Below are 15,717 nucleotides of genomic sequence, written 5' to 3'. Positions count from 1 at the left end.
CTCGATCGCATGCTCGGCTTGATGGAGCGGCTCGATCATCCCGAGCGCAAGCTGCCGCCGGTAATCCATGTCGCCGGCACCAATGGCAAGGGATCCACGATCGCTTATTTGCGCGCAATCCTGGAGGCCGCCGGCCGGCGCGTGCACGTCTTCACCTCGCCCTATCTGGTGCGGATCAACGAATGTTACCGGCTGGGTGCGGTCGGCGGCGGCAAGCTCGTCGGTGACGATGAGCTGCGCGCGACATTCGAGCATTGCGAACAGGTCAACGCCGGCAATCCCGTCACCATCTTCGAGATGGAGACTGCGGTCGCGTTCTGCCTGTTCGCAAAGCATCCGGCCGACGTCGCGCTGCTCGAGGTCGGCCTCGGCGGCCGGCTGGATTCGACCAATGTGGTCGAGACGCCGCTCGCCTCTGTCATCGCGCCGGTCAGCATGGACCATATGGAATTCCTCGGCGACACGCTGACCTCGATCGCCGGCGAGAAGGCCGCGATCATCAAGCGCAAGGTGCCGGTGATCTGCGCCGAGCAGGCGCCCGAGGCGATGTCCGTGATCGAGGCACAGGCGAGCCGCATGCGCGCGCCGCTGCACGCGGCGGGGCAGCAATGGCATGTCAGCATCGAGCGGGGCCGGCTGGTCTTCCAGGACGAGCGCGGATTGATGGATCTCGCAGCGCCAAAACTGTTCGGCCGTCACCAGTTCGACAATGCCGGCCTTGCGATCGCAACACTGCGCGCGATCGATGCGTTCAAGCTCAACATGGCCGCCTATGAGGCCGGCGTCGTCAATGCCGAATGGCCGGCACGAATGCAGCGACTGGTCTCCGGCATGCTCGTCAGCCAGGCGCCGCAAGGCAGCGAGGTCTGGCTCGACGGCGGGCACAATGCCGAAGGCGGCCGCGTCGCGGCCGCAGCCCTCGGCGATCTCGAGGAGCGCGTATCGCGGCCGCTCGTCGTCATCGCCGGCATGATGGGCAACAAGGACGCCGGCGCCTTCCTCGCCAATTTCGCCGGCTTGACGCGCCACATCATCGCCATCCCGGTGCCCGGGCGCGACAACGGCATGCCGCCCGAGCGGCTGGCCGACGCGGCGCGCGCGCTCGGCATGCGCGTCGAGATCGCAGCAGACGTAGAGGCTGCGCTGCAGCGTCTCGCCATGCTGGCCTATGAGGTGCCGCCGCGCATCCTGGTCACCGGCTCGCTCTATCTCGCCGGCCCCGTGCTTGCCGCCAACGGTACGCCTCCCGCATGAGATCCCTCGTATCGCGGGCCGCGACGAGGAGGGCAGACAATGCGCTTTGCTGCCATCGCCGACGTGCACGGCAATGATCTTGCGCGGCGCCGCTCGCCCGGCAGAATGGCCAGCCCGAACTCGCATCGGCGCTGGCGACGGGCTGGATCCGATAATCCGTAGCCCGAAGCGCAGCGAAATCCGCGACGGCTGGACCCGCGGACGCGAGGACCCGGATTGCGCTTCGCTCCATCCGGGCTACAGGCGAAGCACAAAAAGAAAACGGCCGGCGATGCGCCGGCCGTTTCGCAATCAGCTAATTCGAAGCGGATCAGACCGCAGCGGAAATCCACTGCTGCAACTTCGCCTTCGGCGCGGCGCCGACCTGACGCGACGCCATCTCTCCGCCCTTGAAGATCATCAGGGTCGGGATCGACATCACACCATACTTCGACGCGGTCTTCGGGCTCTCATCGACGTTGAGCTTCACGATCTTGACCTTGTCGCCCATTGCGCCAGAAATCTCGTCAAGGGCGGGCGCGATCATGCGGCAGGGACCGCACCACTCGGCCCAGAAGTCGACGACCACCGGCCCGGTCGCCTTGAGCACTTCGGCTTCGAAATCGGCGTCAGAAACCTTGCCAACGGCCATCGGAGTACCTCGTTCGGTTGAGACAAAAGGCGCGACTGAGAATCGCGCCCGGGGAGCATGGGGGAAACCTATGAACGCCCCCTTGCCGGGTCAAGCTCGGTCACGCCGACATGACCTTATGCCAGCCCAGCGTCCAGCGCGGAGGCAGAAAGTTCCATGATTTCAGGTACTTCGGTCCAGAGCAGGGCGGCGCGGACAGGGAGCGGGGGATAAAGCTTGGCAAGCACCGCGCGGTACAGCGCGAGCTGCCTGACATAGCCCCTTGGTGCCTCGGCGGCGGTCTTGGGCGGGGCGTGGTTGGTCTTGAAATCGACGATCAGGACTTCCTTCGGGGTCACCACCAGCCGGTCGATCTGACCTGAGACGAGCCCCTTCGACTGACCCGGCCGGTCCAGCCGCCCGACGATCGAGACCTCGGCGCGGCTGCCGGGGGCGAACACTGCCGCGAAGCGTGGATCCGCGATCAGGGCAAGCACCTGCCTTGCGAGCGCCGTGCGCTCGCCCTCGCTCCAGCCATCGGCATTGCGCGCGAGATAGGCCAGCGCGGCGTCGCGGCGCCGCTCGACGGAGACGTCCGGCAGCGACTGCAGCAGGCGGTGCACCAGCGTGCCGCGCTGCAGGGCACGGGCGCGCGCCACCACCGATTCGCCGGTCCGCACATGGTGGCCGTCGCCGTCGGCGGGGTCGGAAGGGCGCAGCAGGCCGGCCGCAGACGCTTCAGGCGCGGCGGGGGCGCGCAGCCATGGCGGTAGCACAATCGGTACCACTGCCGTTGACGCAGCCGCGCCGGTGGCCTCAGCGCCGTCCTCCGGCCGCGAATAGCGCCTGATCTTGCCGGCCGGCGTCTCGAGCTCTTCCAGCTTGAGCCCGGAATTGGCCAGCCCCTTGGTGATCAGGTCGTACCAGGAGGACTTCCGCACCGTGTTCATATTGCCGGGCATGCAGCCGCCGACGACCAAGCGATCCGCGGCGCGCGTCATCGCGACATAGAGCAGGCGGCGATATTCGTCTTCGGTGTCGCCGAGCATCGCCTTGCGCGCGTCGGCGACCCCGGGCGGATCTTCCGCCTTCTTGCCCGCCCACACCACGACACCGGGCGCATGCGGCGCGGCGTTGCCCTGCGGCAGATGGATCAGCCGCAGGCGCTGCGTGTCGGACGGCGAGGTCGTGGTGTCCACGAGGAAGACGACTGAGGATTCCAGGCCCTTGGCGCCGTGCACGGTCATCACGCGGACCTCGTCGCGCGAAATCTCCATGTCGCGCTTCACCTCGGTATCGGCCGCGCGCAGCCACGCCACGAAGCCCTGCAGCGAGGCCGGAGCCTTGCGCTCATAGCTCAGCGCGAGCTCGAGAAATTCGTCGAGCGCGTCGTTGGCCTCGTGGCCAAGCCGGCGCAGGATGCGGGCCCGCCCGCCGTCGCCGCCGAGAAGCCAGGCGTAGAAGGCGAACGGAGTTTCATTGGCAAAGCGGCGCTCGCATTGCTCGAGGCGACGGAGCACGGCAGCAAATCGATCGTCGGTCGGCGCCTGCACGGCGAGCGCTTCGCGCAGCGATCCACGGCGCTGCCATGCCAGCTTGAACAGATCGTCATCGGTGAGACCAAATAGCGGGCTCTTCAACGCCACCGCGAGCGCAAGATCGTCCTGCGGCAGCAGGAGCGCGTCGGCAAGGTTCATCAGGTCGATGATCGCGATGTGCTCGGTCAGCTTCAGCCGGTCGGCACCGGCGACCGGGATGCCGGCGTGCTTCAGCGCCTGGATCACCGCATCGAAGGCGTTGCCGCGGCGGCGCACCAGGATCAGCATATCGCCGTAACGCAACGGACGGCGCGCGCCGGCGCTGCCGGTCATGGTGCCGCTGGCGACGAGGCGCTTGATCTCGGCCTGGATTCGCCGCGCGAGCTTCACCTCGGGGCTGGTCACCGATACGCCGTCGAACGGCGCGCGCCAGCCTTCGATGTCCTGCCGGTCATCGGCTTGCGCGAGATCCCAGAGCTCGATCAGGCTCGGGCCGGCGTCGGCCATCGCGTTGTGGATCGGATAGCCGTTCTCGACCGCGTGGATGCTGCGATAGATCTCCTGCTCGCGAAACACGTGGTCGACGGAATGCAGGATCGTCGGGCCTGAGCGGAACGAGTAGGTGAACGACACCGGATCGAATTTCAGCCCGGCATCCTCGAACCGCCGCTTCAGCTCGCGGCGGCGCAGGTCGAACTCGCGCGGTGCTGCGCCCTGGAAGGAGAAGATCGACTGTTTCTCGTCGCCGACCGCGAACACGGTGCGCACCAGGCCGTCGCGCGCGCCGGCGCCTGAGGTGAATTCCGAGATGATATGGGCGACGATGTCCCACTGCCGCGGGCTGGTGTCCTGCGCCTCGTCGATCAGCACGTGATCGACGCCGCGGTCGAGCTTGTAGTGCACCCAGCCGGAGGAGACGCGGTCGAGCATCTCCAGCGTCTTGTCGATCAGGTCGTCATAGTCGAGCAGGCCGCGTTCCAGCTTTTCGCGGCGGTAGTGCGCCGCCGCCGCGGTCGCGATATGGATCAGCGCCTCGGTGCGGTCGCGCGCGACCACGGCGCGGCGCCGTTCGACCAGCGGCAGCACGCGGCGGATCTCGGCCTCGAACAGCCGGCCGATCGCGGGATTGTTGTCACAGAACTTCTTCGTCACCACCGATTTGCGCGGCGTGCGGTCGGCATCGGTCAGGAACACCGCAAGATACGCGTCGACCTGCGCGGCGCCGGTAAACACCAGCGCTTCGCGCAGCCGTGCCGCCTGGTCCTGGTCGGACTTGCTGCTGGTGTCGAGCGCGGCCGCGATCTCTTCCCATCCGGCGCGCCTGAGATAGGGCCCATCGACGATCTCGCGCTCGATATCCTCGATGCGGTCGTCAGGGGACACGCCGAGCGCGACGGACATCTGTGCGGCCGCCGCCGCGGCGCTGCCGGCGGTGTCGGTCCAGGCCATGAAGTGGTCGCGGCTGAGGCAGGCCTCGCGGACCACGTCCTTGAAGGTGACGTCGGCGGCGCTCGCCATCGCCGTCATCAGCGCACGACCGATCGGACTGTCGGGATTGCGCGAGGCGTCCAGGAACACCGCGAGATTGGCACGTTCCATCATCTCGTTCTGGTCGCGGTCGTCGAGCACGGCAAAGCGCGCCGGCACGTTGGCCTCGAACGGAAACTGCTGCAGCAGCCGGGTGCACAGCGCGTGGATGGTCTGCACCTTCAAGCCGCCGGGCGTCTCCAGCGCGCAGGCAAAGAGCTTTCGCGCATCGCGCCGCAGCGTTGCATTCGGGTAGGCGATGCCAGCCTCGCGGATCGCGGCATCGAGCGCGGTGTCGTTCAGCGTCACCCAGTGGCCGAGCGTCGTGAACACCCGCTCGGCCATGTTGGCGGCGGCGGCCTTGGTGAAGGTGATGCAGAGGATCTTTTCCGGCGGCACACCGTCGAGCAGCAGGCGGATCACCCGCTGGACAAGGACGTGCGTCTTGCCCGAGCCGGCATTCGCCGACACAAAGGTCGATGCCTTCGGATCGGAGGCGCGCGCCTGCGCGTCGCGCACCGCTGATGGGATGGGACGCGGTGCCTTCACCATTCCTCGATCCCCAGGCCGCCGGCGGCGGACCATTCCTTGATCCGCGCGAGGTCGTCATAGGCGCCGTAGCGGTTCGCCCACATCGACAGATTCAGCGAGGTGTAGGCCTGCTGCTCGTCGTCGAAGGCACGGATCAGCGCTCCCAGCTTGTGCCGGGCGCTGTCGGCGGCCTCGTCGGGCGGCTGCGGCGTGTCGTTGGGCTTGATCTTCAATTCCAACGAACGCTGCTCGCCCGGCGGGTTGTTGCCGCTCAGCCTGACATAAACGAGCTCGCCGACCGAGGAGTCGGCCGGGATGTCGGCAAAGCCGCCCTCGCGGAGGATCGCGGCTTCCAGGGTGAGCTGCGGCGACAGACCCATGCGCACCTGTTTTCCGGTCGGCGGCTGGCCGGTCTTGTAATCGAGGATGGCAAAGCTGCCGTCATCGCGCCGCTCGATGCGGTCAGCCCGCGCGGAGAGGACGAAGGTCCGCTCGTTGTCGAGGGGAATGCCGATTTCACCTCGGATCTCGGCCTTGATCGCGTTGATTTGGCCGCGCCGGGCCTGCTCCCATTCGGCAAACCATGCGGCGATGCGCTGGAAGCGGGGCCACCACAGCGCGCGCGCCTCGGGCCGCTCCATCAGCGGCGCGAAATACTTGCCGCCGATCTCGCGCAGGGTCCGCATCGTGTCGGCGGGCAGCGCGTCGGCATAGGTTTGCGTGAATTCGCCAAGCGCCTCATGGATCGCTGAGCCGCGATCGGCTGCCGACAATGGCATGTCGACGGGATCGAGCGGATCGAGCTTGAGGATATAGCGCGCGTAGATCGTGTAGGGATCGCGCAGCCAGTCCTCGATCGCGGTGACGGACATTTTCAGCGGCCGTGCCTCGCGCGGCGGCCGCGGCTCCGGCTGGGCGATCGGCTCGACCTTGTCGGGCCGGTCGAGCTCGGCGGCATATTGCACGTAAGTTTCGCCGGCCGCTTTCGCCGCTTTCCAGCGCGCTTCGCCCGCAACCGCTTCCAGCCGATGCAGGAAGCGCGAGGCAACCGCCGGCGCGCCGCCGACCTTGGCGGCATGGGTGAGGATCACCTCGTCGTGGCCGAGCAGCTGTGCGAAGTCATGCGCGGAGAGGCCGATGCGCCGCTCGGGGAGGTCGAGTCCGAGCTGGTGCCGCATCGGCCGGCTCAGCCAGGGATCGATCCGCGGCGCCGGCGGCCAGACACCCTCGACCAGCCCGCCGAGGATGACGCGATCAGATTCGGTCAGGCGCGCCTCGAGCTGGCCGAAGATGTTGAGCTGGGCGCCGACGGATTCCGGCCGCCGCACCATCCGGTCGGCGAACGCGGTCTGGAACACTTCGGGATAGTCGGCGAGTGGTGTCATGAGCCCGCTTGGCTGCTGCTTGGCGAGCAAATCATCGAACGCCGACGCCAATGCGCCGCCGGCGCGGTCCTCGAACACGACCGCGACGCCGTGCTGGTCACAGGATAGCGCCATCAGGGAATCGCGATGCCGTGAGGCCAGTTCGGCGAAATCGTAGGGCTTCGACGACGCCATGCTTTCGAGCGGCGCCAGCGCCGCCCGCAGTTTCGCAATCAGGGCCTGCGCCTGGTTGAGCTCGTGGTCGCGTAACCGCGCGCGCTGCTCCGCCGCGTGCAGTGACGAGGTCTCGCCGTTCCGGAGTTTTGTCAGCTCGGCGCGGAAGCGCTCGAAATCGTGCGCCAAGCCGCTCGTTCCGGCTTGCGGCCGCGTGCCGCGCAACACGGCGGGTTCGAGCACTTCGATCGCGCGTTTCAGTGCGCCACGCGCGCCGCCGAGCCGGAACAGCGGATGCTTGAGCAGCGCGAGCAGCGTCGACGGCTCCAGTCCCTTTGCCGCCGCCTCTGCCGTGAGGCGGGCGAACACGCCGGGTGAGCTCTCGATCAGCGCATCGCCGCCGGAATCGTCGAATTCCAGATTCCAGCGCGTCAGCGAAGCCGTCACGCGGCGCGCCAGCGCGCGATCCGGCGTCACCAGCGCGGCCGATTTGCCGAGATGCCGCGCCTCGCGCATCGCCACCGCGATCGCCAGCGCCTCCATCTCGGGATTCGGCGCCTCGACCACGGAAAGGTTCGTCATCCCGGCAGAGATGCGCGCGACGATCTCGGGGCGCTCCAGCCGGTCGTGCCATTGTGCGGTCGCGGTCGACGGGCGCATCGTCTCCGACACCAGCACTTCGCGGCCGAGCGGCGCCGGTGCCGCAAGGCTCTCGACGTCGCGGCGCTTGATGCCGAAGCGGTCGAGCAGCGCATGCATCGCGAATTGCGGGTGGTTCGACGAGGGCGGCGTGGTGAACCTGCCTTCGTCGTTGCGCTCGCCGCCGATCGTGTCCCAGGAGTCTTCGTCGAGATCGGTGTCGAGTCCGGGCAGCACGACCGCGCCGTTCGGAAGCTTTGCCACCGCGTGCAGGAACTTCGCCGTGGCGGGCATCGAGCCGGTCGAACCGGCCGCGATCACCGGGCCTGCGTGATGCGCCGTGAGCCGCGCCGCTTCCGCCTCGATCAGGAGGTCGCGGCGCGCCGCCGGCTCGATCCGGCCGATCTCCTTCAGGTAGTTCGGCCAGGCGTCGCGCGCGATGCGCAGGAATTCGAGCGAGTGCTGCCAGTATTTGTCGAGTTGGTCCGGCACCAGCCGGTCGAGCTCGCGCCAGTCGACGCCGCGCGTCACCATGTCGTCCATCAATCGCGCGAGGTCGCCGGCGAGCTGCAAGGTCGAGGCAGGGCCGCCGACCACGAGCGGCGAGGATACCGGCGTCTTCGCCCAGGCCGCGACCAGATGCGCCAGCGTCAGGCGGCGTTCGAGCTCGCCGAGCTTTGGCGGAATGTCCAGCGGCGCGGCGCCGCCGACATCGTCCGATTGGCCCGCAAACGCGAGCTCGTCCTCATCGATGTCGCCGAGGGCGACGATGCGCGGCAGCACCGCGGCGTCGGCGTCGAGCACGTCGAGAAAGACTTCGCGCGCCAGTCGCCCGGCGCGCCGGGTCGGCAAATAGAGCGTGGCGTTGGCGAGCTTCGCCGGATCGTTCCGCGCCTTGAATCCCGCGACCAGCCGGCCATCGACCAAGGCCGAGATGACGGTGCGCAGGAACGGTGCGGAGATGGGAACGCTGAAGACGCGCATGGGCTGCCTGATTCGGAATCAGGCGCCAATATAGGGAGCGGCAACCGCCATTAGCCACCCCTGTTGTCGGGCGACGTCGGCTCGTGTCGCAGTCGACCGGCGCAGCGGCCGACGGCATCCAGAAACCACCGCAACGCAGGATGTTCGGCGGCGCGGCGGGTATGGATGAGGTCGATGGCGAAGGCCGGAATGGGCGACGCGTTCGGCCATTGTGGCGACGAGATCGGTGCCGGCCACGGCGAAGGGAACGCCCACGACATGGGCGAGCGTGACGGCCACCCGGCGCTTCAGCCCGCGACGCGCCAGCAGGGCGTCGATCACGCTCGGCAGGCCGTCGCCGGCGGCCGCCGAGAACAGAGCGTGTGGCAGGGTCGCATAGTCGTCCAGGCCTGTGTCGGCCTTGCCTTCGCCTGTAATCTCGCCCTGCAGGTGCTTGGCGTCCTGCTCACGCCGGGCAGTCTGGCCGAGCGGCTGACCGCGGGCCTCATTCTCGGCAATCGCAATGTCGGGCTGGTCTGGTCGGCCATGGGCGCGGCCACATCGCCGATGACGGCGCTGTTCTTCGCGGCAACGCAGTTTCCAATCTACATGACACCGCGCTTGATCGGGGTCATTGTTTGGCCCAAGCGAAAGGAGAATCCTTCATGAGCGCCCCGATCCTCACCGAAGAACTCGCTGTCCGCTTTGCCCGCATCGCCCTCGGCCATGTCAGGCGCGAATATCCGAACAAGCCGGATCATGTGCTGGCGGGGCCAGGGGACGCGCGCACGCCGCGCGAGCTGCATCCGGTCTTCTACGGCAGCTACGACTGGCACTCCTGCGTGCACAGCTACTGGATGCTTGCCCGGCTGCTGCGCCGTCACCCGCGATTCGAGGCCGCAGATGACATCCGCGCCCTGTTCGACGAGCAGTTCATTGCGGAGAAGGTCGCGGCGGAATGCGCCTATCTCGCGGCCCCCACCGCGCGCGGCTTCAAGCGGCCCTATGGCTGGGGCTGGCTGTTGAAGCTCGCGGCCGAACTCTCGTCGCTCGACGAAACCCGATGGCGCGAACGCATCGCGCCGCTTGCGGAGGTCTTTGCGCAGCGCTTTCGCGATTTCCTGCCACTCGCGACCTATCCGGTGCGGGTCGGCACGCATTTCAACACTGCCTTCGGGCTGCGCATGGCCGCCGATTACGCCACCGCGACAGACGACACTGCGTTGAGCTTCCTCCTGCGTGAGACGGCGTTGCGCTGGTACGGGGCCGATGAGGACTGTCCCGCCTGGGGCGAGCCAAGCGGAGACGACTTCCAGTCTTCTGCGCTGATCGAAGCGGAATGCATGCGCCGCCTGTTGGCGCCGGACGCATTCCTGCCCTGGTTCGACCGCTTCCTGCCGCGGCTTGTGCAGCACGAACCCGCGACATTGTTCCGGCCAGCCACCGTCACGGATCGCACGGATGGCAAGATCGCCCATCTCGACGGGCTCAATCTCAGCCGCGCATGGTGCTGGCGTGCCCTTGCCGAAGCATTGCCCGAAGCGGATGTCCGCCGCCCGATCCTGCAGGACGTCGCACGCCGCCATCTCGATGTCGGGCTCCCGCATATCGCCGGCGACTATATGGGCGAACACTGGCTGGCGAGCTTCGCCATTCTCGCCATCGATGAAAAGGGGTGATCTGAGGTTCTTCGCCGCCCGAAAGGGGAAATCCGCTTCGCGCAAAAGCTCTATCTGTGTGCTGGACGGCTTACGCCACGCTTTCGAGGAATGCCTCTTCGGCGGCCTGGATCGCATCGGGGGTCCCGACATGCATCCAGACGCCGTCGAGGCGCAGGCCGAACAACCGTTCCTGCTCGTTGGCGCGGTCGAACATCTTGGGCAGCGAAAACTCGCCGGCGGGCGCGTCGGCAAACAGCGCCGGCGACATGATCGCCGCACCCGCATAGACGAACGGCACCACCTGATGCTCCCGCCGCTTGCGCAGCGCGCCGTCAGGCAGCATCGCATAGTCACCGCGGCCGCTATAGCCGATGCTCGAGGCGGTCGGCGCCATCAAGAGCAGGATATCCATCCGCGCGGGGTCGAAGGTTTCCGCCAGCCGCGCCAAGTTGGAGCGCACGCCGTCGATCCACATCGTGTCGGCGTTGACGTGGAAGAACGGCGCATCGCCGAGCAGCGGCAGCGCCTTGACGACCGCGCCGCCGGTGCCGAGCACCTGGTCGCGCTCATCGGAGATGATGACGCGCGGGCGGCTGCGGGTCTTGACGTGATCGATGATCTGGTCGGGCAGATAGTGCACGTTGACGACGGCTTCGCTGACACCCGCGCCAGCGAGCTTGTCGAGCACATGGTCGAGCAGCGGCTGGCCCGCCACGCTCACCAGCGGCTTCGGCATCGTGTTGGTCAGCGGGCGCATGCGCACGCCGAGGCCTGCGGCGAGCACCATGGCTCTATGGGGGGTGACGGGCATCTTCCGGACGTTCTCGGTCATCATCTCTCTGCGCCGATCATATCACGGCGATTCGGCAGGCACATCGACCAAACGCCATAGTCATCGGACATGACGGCCGTAAGACGTCGATGACGACAGGAACCTAAGCGTCGGCAGCCTGCGTGCCGCGTCTGGTCATTTTTTTCTTCTTGTCGCCTTGTTTCAGAAAATTGACGCCGATCTGATCGCCATTGACCCATGCCAGCTCGCAGCGGCGATAGGCCAATCCTGTGGATGACAGCAGCAGGAAGAATTCTTTCAGGTGCAGGCCCTCGATCGAGCCCTCGACGGTGAGCTTGGCACCCGTCTCGGACACGTCCTCCATGATGCAGTCGCGCCGCCAGGTGCCGTCGATGCCCATCATGAACGCCGCAATGCCGCGCTCGAATGTGACACGATCGCCCCTGCGTCGTTCCGTCGCCATCGTGTGGTCCCGCTCCCGATCCAGCCGCGCCAAGCACAGCGCGCAACCACCGGAACCTTAGGCGGTCGATGGCTAACAACCGGTAAACCTACGGTACCGGGGGAGGGATATTGGCCGCGTACCAGTCGCGGAGCGGCGCGAGCGACGGATGAGCCAGCGACCGGTTGAGGTAGGTCCAGATCCGCGGCTGGTGCTTCAGATATTGCGGCTTGCCGTCGCGCCCGTTGAGCCGGGCGAAGGTGCCGAGCAGGCGCGTGTTCCGCTGCGCCGACATGATCGCGTAGAGCGCGGCAAAATCAGCCGGATCGAAGCTCGCATCGATCGCGCGCCGCGCCTTGATGTAGCGGGTGAGCAGCGACAGTTCGAGTTGTTCGGGCACGTCGATCCGCGCATCCTGCAGCAGCGACACCACGTCATAGGCGGCCGGGCCGAGCAGCGCGTCCTGGAAGTCGATCACCCCGACGCGGAGGATCCCGGTGCGTTCGGCGAGCCAGATGATGTTCGGCGAATGGAAGTCGCGGATTACCCAGGTCTTCGGCGCCGCGGCAGGCTTTTCCAGCAGCGTGCGCCACATCTCGATGAATTCGGCGCGCAGCGCATCGCTTGGCTGGACGCCCCGGCTCGGCATGTACCATTCGAGCATCAGGCCGATCTCGATCAGCCAGGCGTCGACATCGAACACCGGGATGTCGTAGTTCGTATCGGCCGTCAGCGGCAGCGTCGTCGGCAGCACCTCGCGATGCAGCGCCGCCAGCATGTCGGTCGCGGCCTCGTAGCGCTCGGCGATCGGCCGCGGCGGATCGCCCTCGATGATGCTGGCATTGCCGAAATCCTCGGTGATCAGGAATCCGGATTCGAGATCGGTGTGCCGGATCGCGGGTGCGGAAAAGCCCTGCTTGCGCAGGCCGTTTCCGATCGCGACGAACGGCCTGACGTCCTCGGCGAGATGCACCGCCGCACTGTAGGATTTGCCGTTGTAGATCGGCGGACCGTCGGGGCGCCGCGGCGAGTTCATCAGGATGACGCGGCCGTCATCGGTGCGCAGCCGAGCGTAAGAGCGTGTCGAGGCGTCGCCGGGCATGCGCTCGCGCCTGGCGCCGAGATAGCCCGCCCCGTCAAGGAACTGGCGCAGCAGCTTGAGCCGCGTGACCTTGGCCGCGCCCTTGCCATGGCCGGTGATCTCGGCCGCGCGGGCGGTCGATCCCAATGCCGGGCGATGGCTGAACGCGATGTCAATGCGGTCGCCGGGCAACGCATCGGGTGCGCGTTCCGGCCACTCGATCAGCGCAACGATGTCCTCGGGCAGCGGCGACAGCCCGATCTCCTCGAGCTCGCTCGCATCGTTGATGCGGTAGAGGTCGGCATGGACAAGCGGGAAGGAGGGCAGCTCGTAGCTTTGCGCCAGCGTGAAGGTCGGGCTCGGCACTTCCAGCGTCTCGTCGTCGGCGAGGTAGCGGATCAGCGCGCGGGCGGCGGCGGTCTTGCCGGCGCCGAGGTCGCCGGACAGCATGATCACGTCGCCTGCGCCGATCAGCAGCGCGAGGTCGGCCATCAGCTCTGCCGTCGCGGTTTCGTTCGCGAGCGCGACCGGGAATGTGGAGATCGCGATCATTCCGCGGCGTTGCGATGTGCGGTCTGGTCGATCGGGAAGTCGCAGGTCACGGTCGTGCCCTTGCCGACGGTCGAATCGACGCGCACCCGGCCGCCATGCAGTTCAACGAAGGAGCGCACCAGCGACAGGCCGAGCCCTGCGCCGCGGTGCCGCGAGCCGTGGGAATGGCTCTCGAACCAGTTGAATACCTTGTCCTTCATTTCGGGCGGAATGCCGGGGCCGGAGTCGGTCACCGCAAACACCACGCTGTGCTGGTTCCGGTGCGCGCTGATCGTGACGACGGCGTCGTGCGGCGAGAAGCCGACGGCATTGGCGAGCAGGTTATAGAGCACCTGCACCACGCGCCGCTCGTCGCCGATGAAGCCGCCGATATCAGGCTCGACGTCGACCCTGAGTGCGATCCGATCGGTGGCAAGCCGGTCCTGGATGCCTTCGGCGGCGGCTTCGATCGCCTGGGCGATATTGACCGGGCCGAGCTCGAGCTTCATCGCGCCGGCGTCGATGGTGGCGAGATCGAGGATGTTGTTGGTCAGCGCCAGCAGCGCGTTGGTCGATTTGGTGACGTAGTCGAGATATTCGGCCTGCTTCGGCGTCAGCGGTCCGGTCGAGGGATCGCTGAGGAAATGCGCGAAGCCGATGATGGTGGTGAGCGGTGCGCGCAGCTCGTATGAGACATGGTGGACGAAATCCACCTTCATCTGGTCGGCGGCTTCCAGGGCCTCGTTGCGCTCGCGCAGGGCGCGCTCGACATTCTCGGTGTCGGTGATGTCCTGGAAAGTGAGCAGTGTCGCGCCGTCGGGCAGCGGGATGGTCATGCAATCCAGCACGCTGCCGTCCTTGCGCTCGAGCTTCAGCGCCACCTGTGCGCGGTTCTCGATCGCGGTGATGGATTCGCGCAGGGTACGCCAGGTCCGCGGATCGTCATAGAGCGGCTTGCAGAGCGCTTCCACCGCCTCGATATGCGGCTCGCCGTTCAACGCATCGGCCGACAGCTTCCACATCCTGGCAAAGGCCGGATTGAATAGTTGCGCGCGGCCGTTGCTGCCGAACGCCGCGACCGCCTCGGCCAGATTGTCGAGGGTTTCGCGCTGCACCCGCGTCAGGCCGTCGTAGCGGCGCGCCAGGTCGAGGCTTTCGGTGACGTTGTCGAATAGATAAGTGACGCCGCCCTCGAGGTTCGGCGTGGTGACGACGCTGACCGCGCGCCCGTCGGGCAGGAACCAGGTGTAGGTCTCGGATTCGACCGCGCGATAGGCCTCGTGCAGCTTGGCCTTCCAGGCGCGGAAGTCCGGCTGCTCGGGCAGCTTGCGGTTGGCGCGCAGCCGGTCGAGGATGCTGGAGTCGTCGGGATTGCTGTCGAGGAAGGCCTGGTCGAGGCCCCACAGCCGCCGGTAGGATTCGTTGTAGAAGGTGAGCCGCCGGTTGGCGTCGAACACCGCGACACCCGAGGACAATTGGTCGAGAGTGCGCCGGTGCGCTTCGACCATCCGCGTTAGCGCCGCGCGCAGCGCTGCGGCCTCGCTGGCGTCGATCGCGATGCCCGCGCTGCCGCTGCCGAGCTTGAGCGCCTGCACGTCGTAGATCCGCCGCTCGCCGCTGACGACGATCGGCAGGCGCGCGGCGTAGCTCGCGTTGTCGTTCAGGGCGCGGGCCAGCTCGGTGCGCTGCTCGCTCTCGAGCAGTTCGAGATTGCGCTGGAGCGCATCGGCAACGCTCTTGCCCTCGGTGGCGCGGACATAAGCCGTGTTCGCGTAGCGCAGATTGCCCTCGACGCTCTTGGCCCAGATCGGCCATGGCGCGGCGGCGGCGAAGTCGCGCAGCAGCTCGGTCTCTTCCTGCAGCGCCTTGTAGCGCAGGTTCGATTCGGCGAGCTCGCGGCGCAGGCCGCCGAGCTCGCGGATCCGCACGATGGCCTGGCCGCCGATGGCGCGGCCCATTGCCTCGATGCCACGGCCGGCCGATGTCGAGAGGTTGAGCAGGAACGGCTCGCCGTTCTCGCGCAGCGCGTCGACGGCATGGTCCATCTGCAGCGCCGGCTCGGGCGGCAGCCAGGTTCCGAAGGCGAGGATGCGCTGCGGTGATCCCTCCCGCGACATCACCAGCGAAATGTCGCCGCTGATCTGCGGGCGGTTGTCGCCGGCGGCCCAGGAAATCAGCACCTGCGGCTCGGCGAACAACAGCGCGCGCAGCCGGTCGGATTGCGACTGCAGGTCCGCGATCTCCGAACGCAGCCGCTCCTCGTTCCGCGTTGCGCGCAACCGGGTGCGCATCAGCAGGATCGCGGCGACCACGGAGAAGCCGACCAGCGCAAACGACGTCGCGAGAACCGCGACCTCCTGGTGGTTGAGGCCGAAATGATCGGACATCGCCTGGACCAGGTATGATTGGGAGGCGAGGGCCGATCGGGCCGGCAGCAATGCCGTGGTCGCGAGCCCAATCAGGCCGTCGCGCGCCAGTGAGGTGCATGACAGCAGGGTTCGACGCATTGCCGCGACTACGCCCGACATATGTTGCCCCAGAACGCACAACTCCCAGGCATGATCCGGAAAAGCGGAGACCGGTATTTCCCTCGCGACAAACGCGCAGCG

Annotated in this window: 10 protein-coding genes; 3 read left to right on the top strand and 7 right to left on the bottom strand. The window is 67.2% G+C overall.

Annotated features, from left to right (window positions below; genetic code table 11):
* Nucleotides 1-9 precede the first annotated feature (9 nt).
* A complete protein-coding gene (locus tag MTX19_RS00400) occupies nt 10-1,254 on the top strand; it encodes a folylpolyglutamate synthase/dihydrofolate synthase family protein (protein WP_348638305.1) in 1,245 nt (414 codons plus the stop codon).
* Between the two features lie 310 nt (nt 1,255-1,564).
* On the opposite strand, the gene trxA is transcribed toward MTX19_RS00400, so the two are convergent.
* The 3 genes from trxA to addB all read right to left on the bottom strand — a co-directional run bounded on the left by trxA (nt 1,565) and on the right by addB (nt 8,621).
* Nucleotides 1,565-1,885 (bottom strand): thioredoxin, encoded by a 321-nt coding sequence (gene trxA / locus MTX19_RS00395; protein WP_171712798.1) that lies wholly within the window; start codon nt 1,883-1,885, stop codon nt 1,565-1,567.
* Nucleotides 1,886-2,001: 116 nt separating this feature from the next.
* The gene (gene addA / locus MTX19_RS00390; RefSeq protein WP_280981984.1) at nt 2,002-5,481 is read right to left on the bottom strand and encodes a double-strand break repair helicase AddA; all 3,480 of its coding nucleotides are present in this window, start codon (nt 5,479-5,481) and stop codon (nt 2,002-2,004) included.
* The gene (gene addB, locus MTX19_RS00385) at nt 5,475-8,621 is read right to left on the bottom strand and encodes a double-strand break repair protein AddB (RefSeq protein ID WP_280981983.1); all 3,147 of its coding nucleotides are present in this window, start codon (nt 8,619-8,621) and stop codon (nt 5,475-5,477) included. Before addB ends, addA begins: the two co-directional genes overlap by 7 nt.
* Nucleotides 8,622-8,795: 174 nt before the next feature.
* On the opposite strand from addB, the gene MTX19_RS00380 reads away from it, so the two are divergent.
* Entirely contained in the window at nt 8,796-9,269 is a 474-nt protein-coding gene (locus MTX19_RS00380; RefSeq protein WP_280981982.1) for a hypothetical protein, read from the top strand.
* On the top strand, nt 9,266-10,279 hold the full coding sequence (locus MTX19_RS00375; RefSeq protein ID WP_280981981.1) for a DUF2891 domain-containing protein: 1,014 nt from the start codon (nt 9,266-9,268) through the stop codon (nt 10,277-10,279). Before MTX19_RS00380 ends, MTX19_RS00375 begins: the two co-directional genes overlap by 4 nt.
* Nucleotides 10,280-10,349: 70 nt before the next feature.
* Here MTX19_RS00375 and MTX19_RS00370 read toward each other — a convergent pair whose 3' ends face one another.
* The 4 genes from MTX19_RS00370 to MTX19_RS00355 all read right to left on the bottom strand — a co-directional run bounded on the left by MTX19_RS00370 (nt 10,350) and on the right by MTX19_RS00355 (nt 15,636).
* On the bottom strand, nt 10,350-11,072 hold the full coding sequence (locus tag MTX19_RS00370) for a nucleotidyltransferase family protein (protein WP_280984651.1): 723 nt from the start codon (nt 11,070-11,072) through the stop codon (nt 10,350-10,352).
* A gap of 124 nt (nt 11,073-11,196) precedes the next feature.
* Complete coding sequence (locus MTX19_RS00365) at nt 11,197-11,517, bottom strand: PilZ domain-containing protein (RefSeq protein WP_280984650.1); 321 nt, start codon at nt 11,515-11,517, stop codon at nt 11,197-11,199.
* Between the two features lie 88 nt (nt 11,518-11,605).
* On the bottom strand, nt 11,606-13,129 hold the full coding sequence (gene tsaE, locus MTX19_RS00360; RefSeq protein ID WP_280985789.1) for a tRNA (adenosine(37)-N6)-threonylcarbamoyltransferase complex ATPase subunit type 1 TsaE: 1,524 nt from the start codon (nt 13,127-13,129) through the stop codon (nt 11,606-11,608).
* The gene (locus MTX19_RS00355; protein WP_280981980.1) at nt 13,126-15,636 is read right to left on the bottom strand and encodes a PAS domain-containing sensor histidine kinase; all 2,511 of its coding nucleotides are present in this window, start codon (nt 15,634-15,636) and stop codon (nt 13,126-13,128) included. The genes tsaE and MTX19_RS00355 overlap by 4 nt, the downstream gene beginning before the upstream one ends.
* Nucleotides 15,637-15,717 lie beyond the last annotated feature (81 nt).

It is taken from the genome of Bradyrhizobium sp. ISRA464 (assembly GCF_029910095.1).
Lineage (GTDB): Bacteria > Pseudomonadota > Alphaproteobacteria > Rhizobiales > Xanthobacteraceae > Bradyrhizobium.
This window is presented reverse-complemented; position numbering and strand designations above follow the sequence as displayed.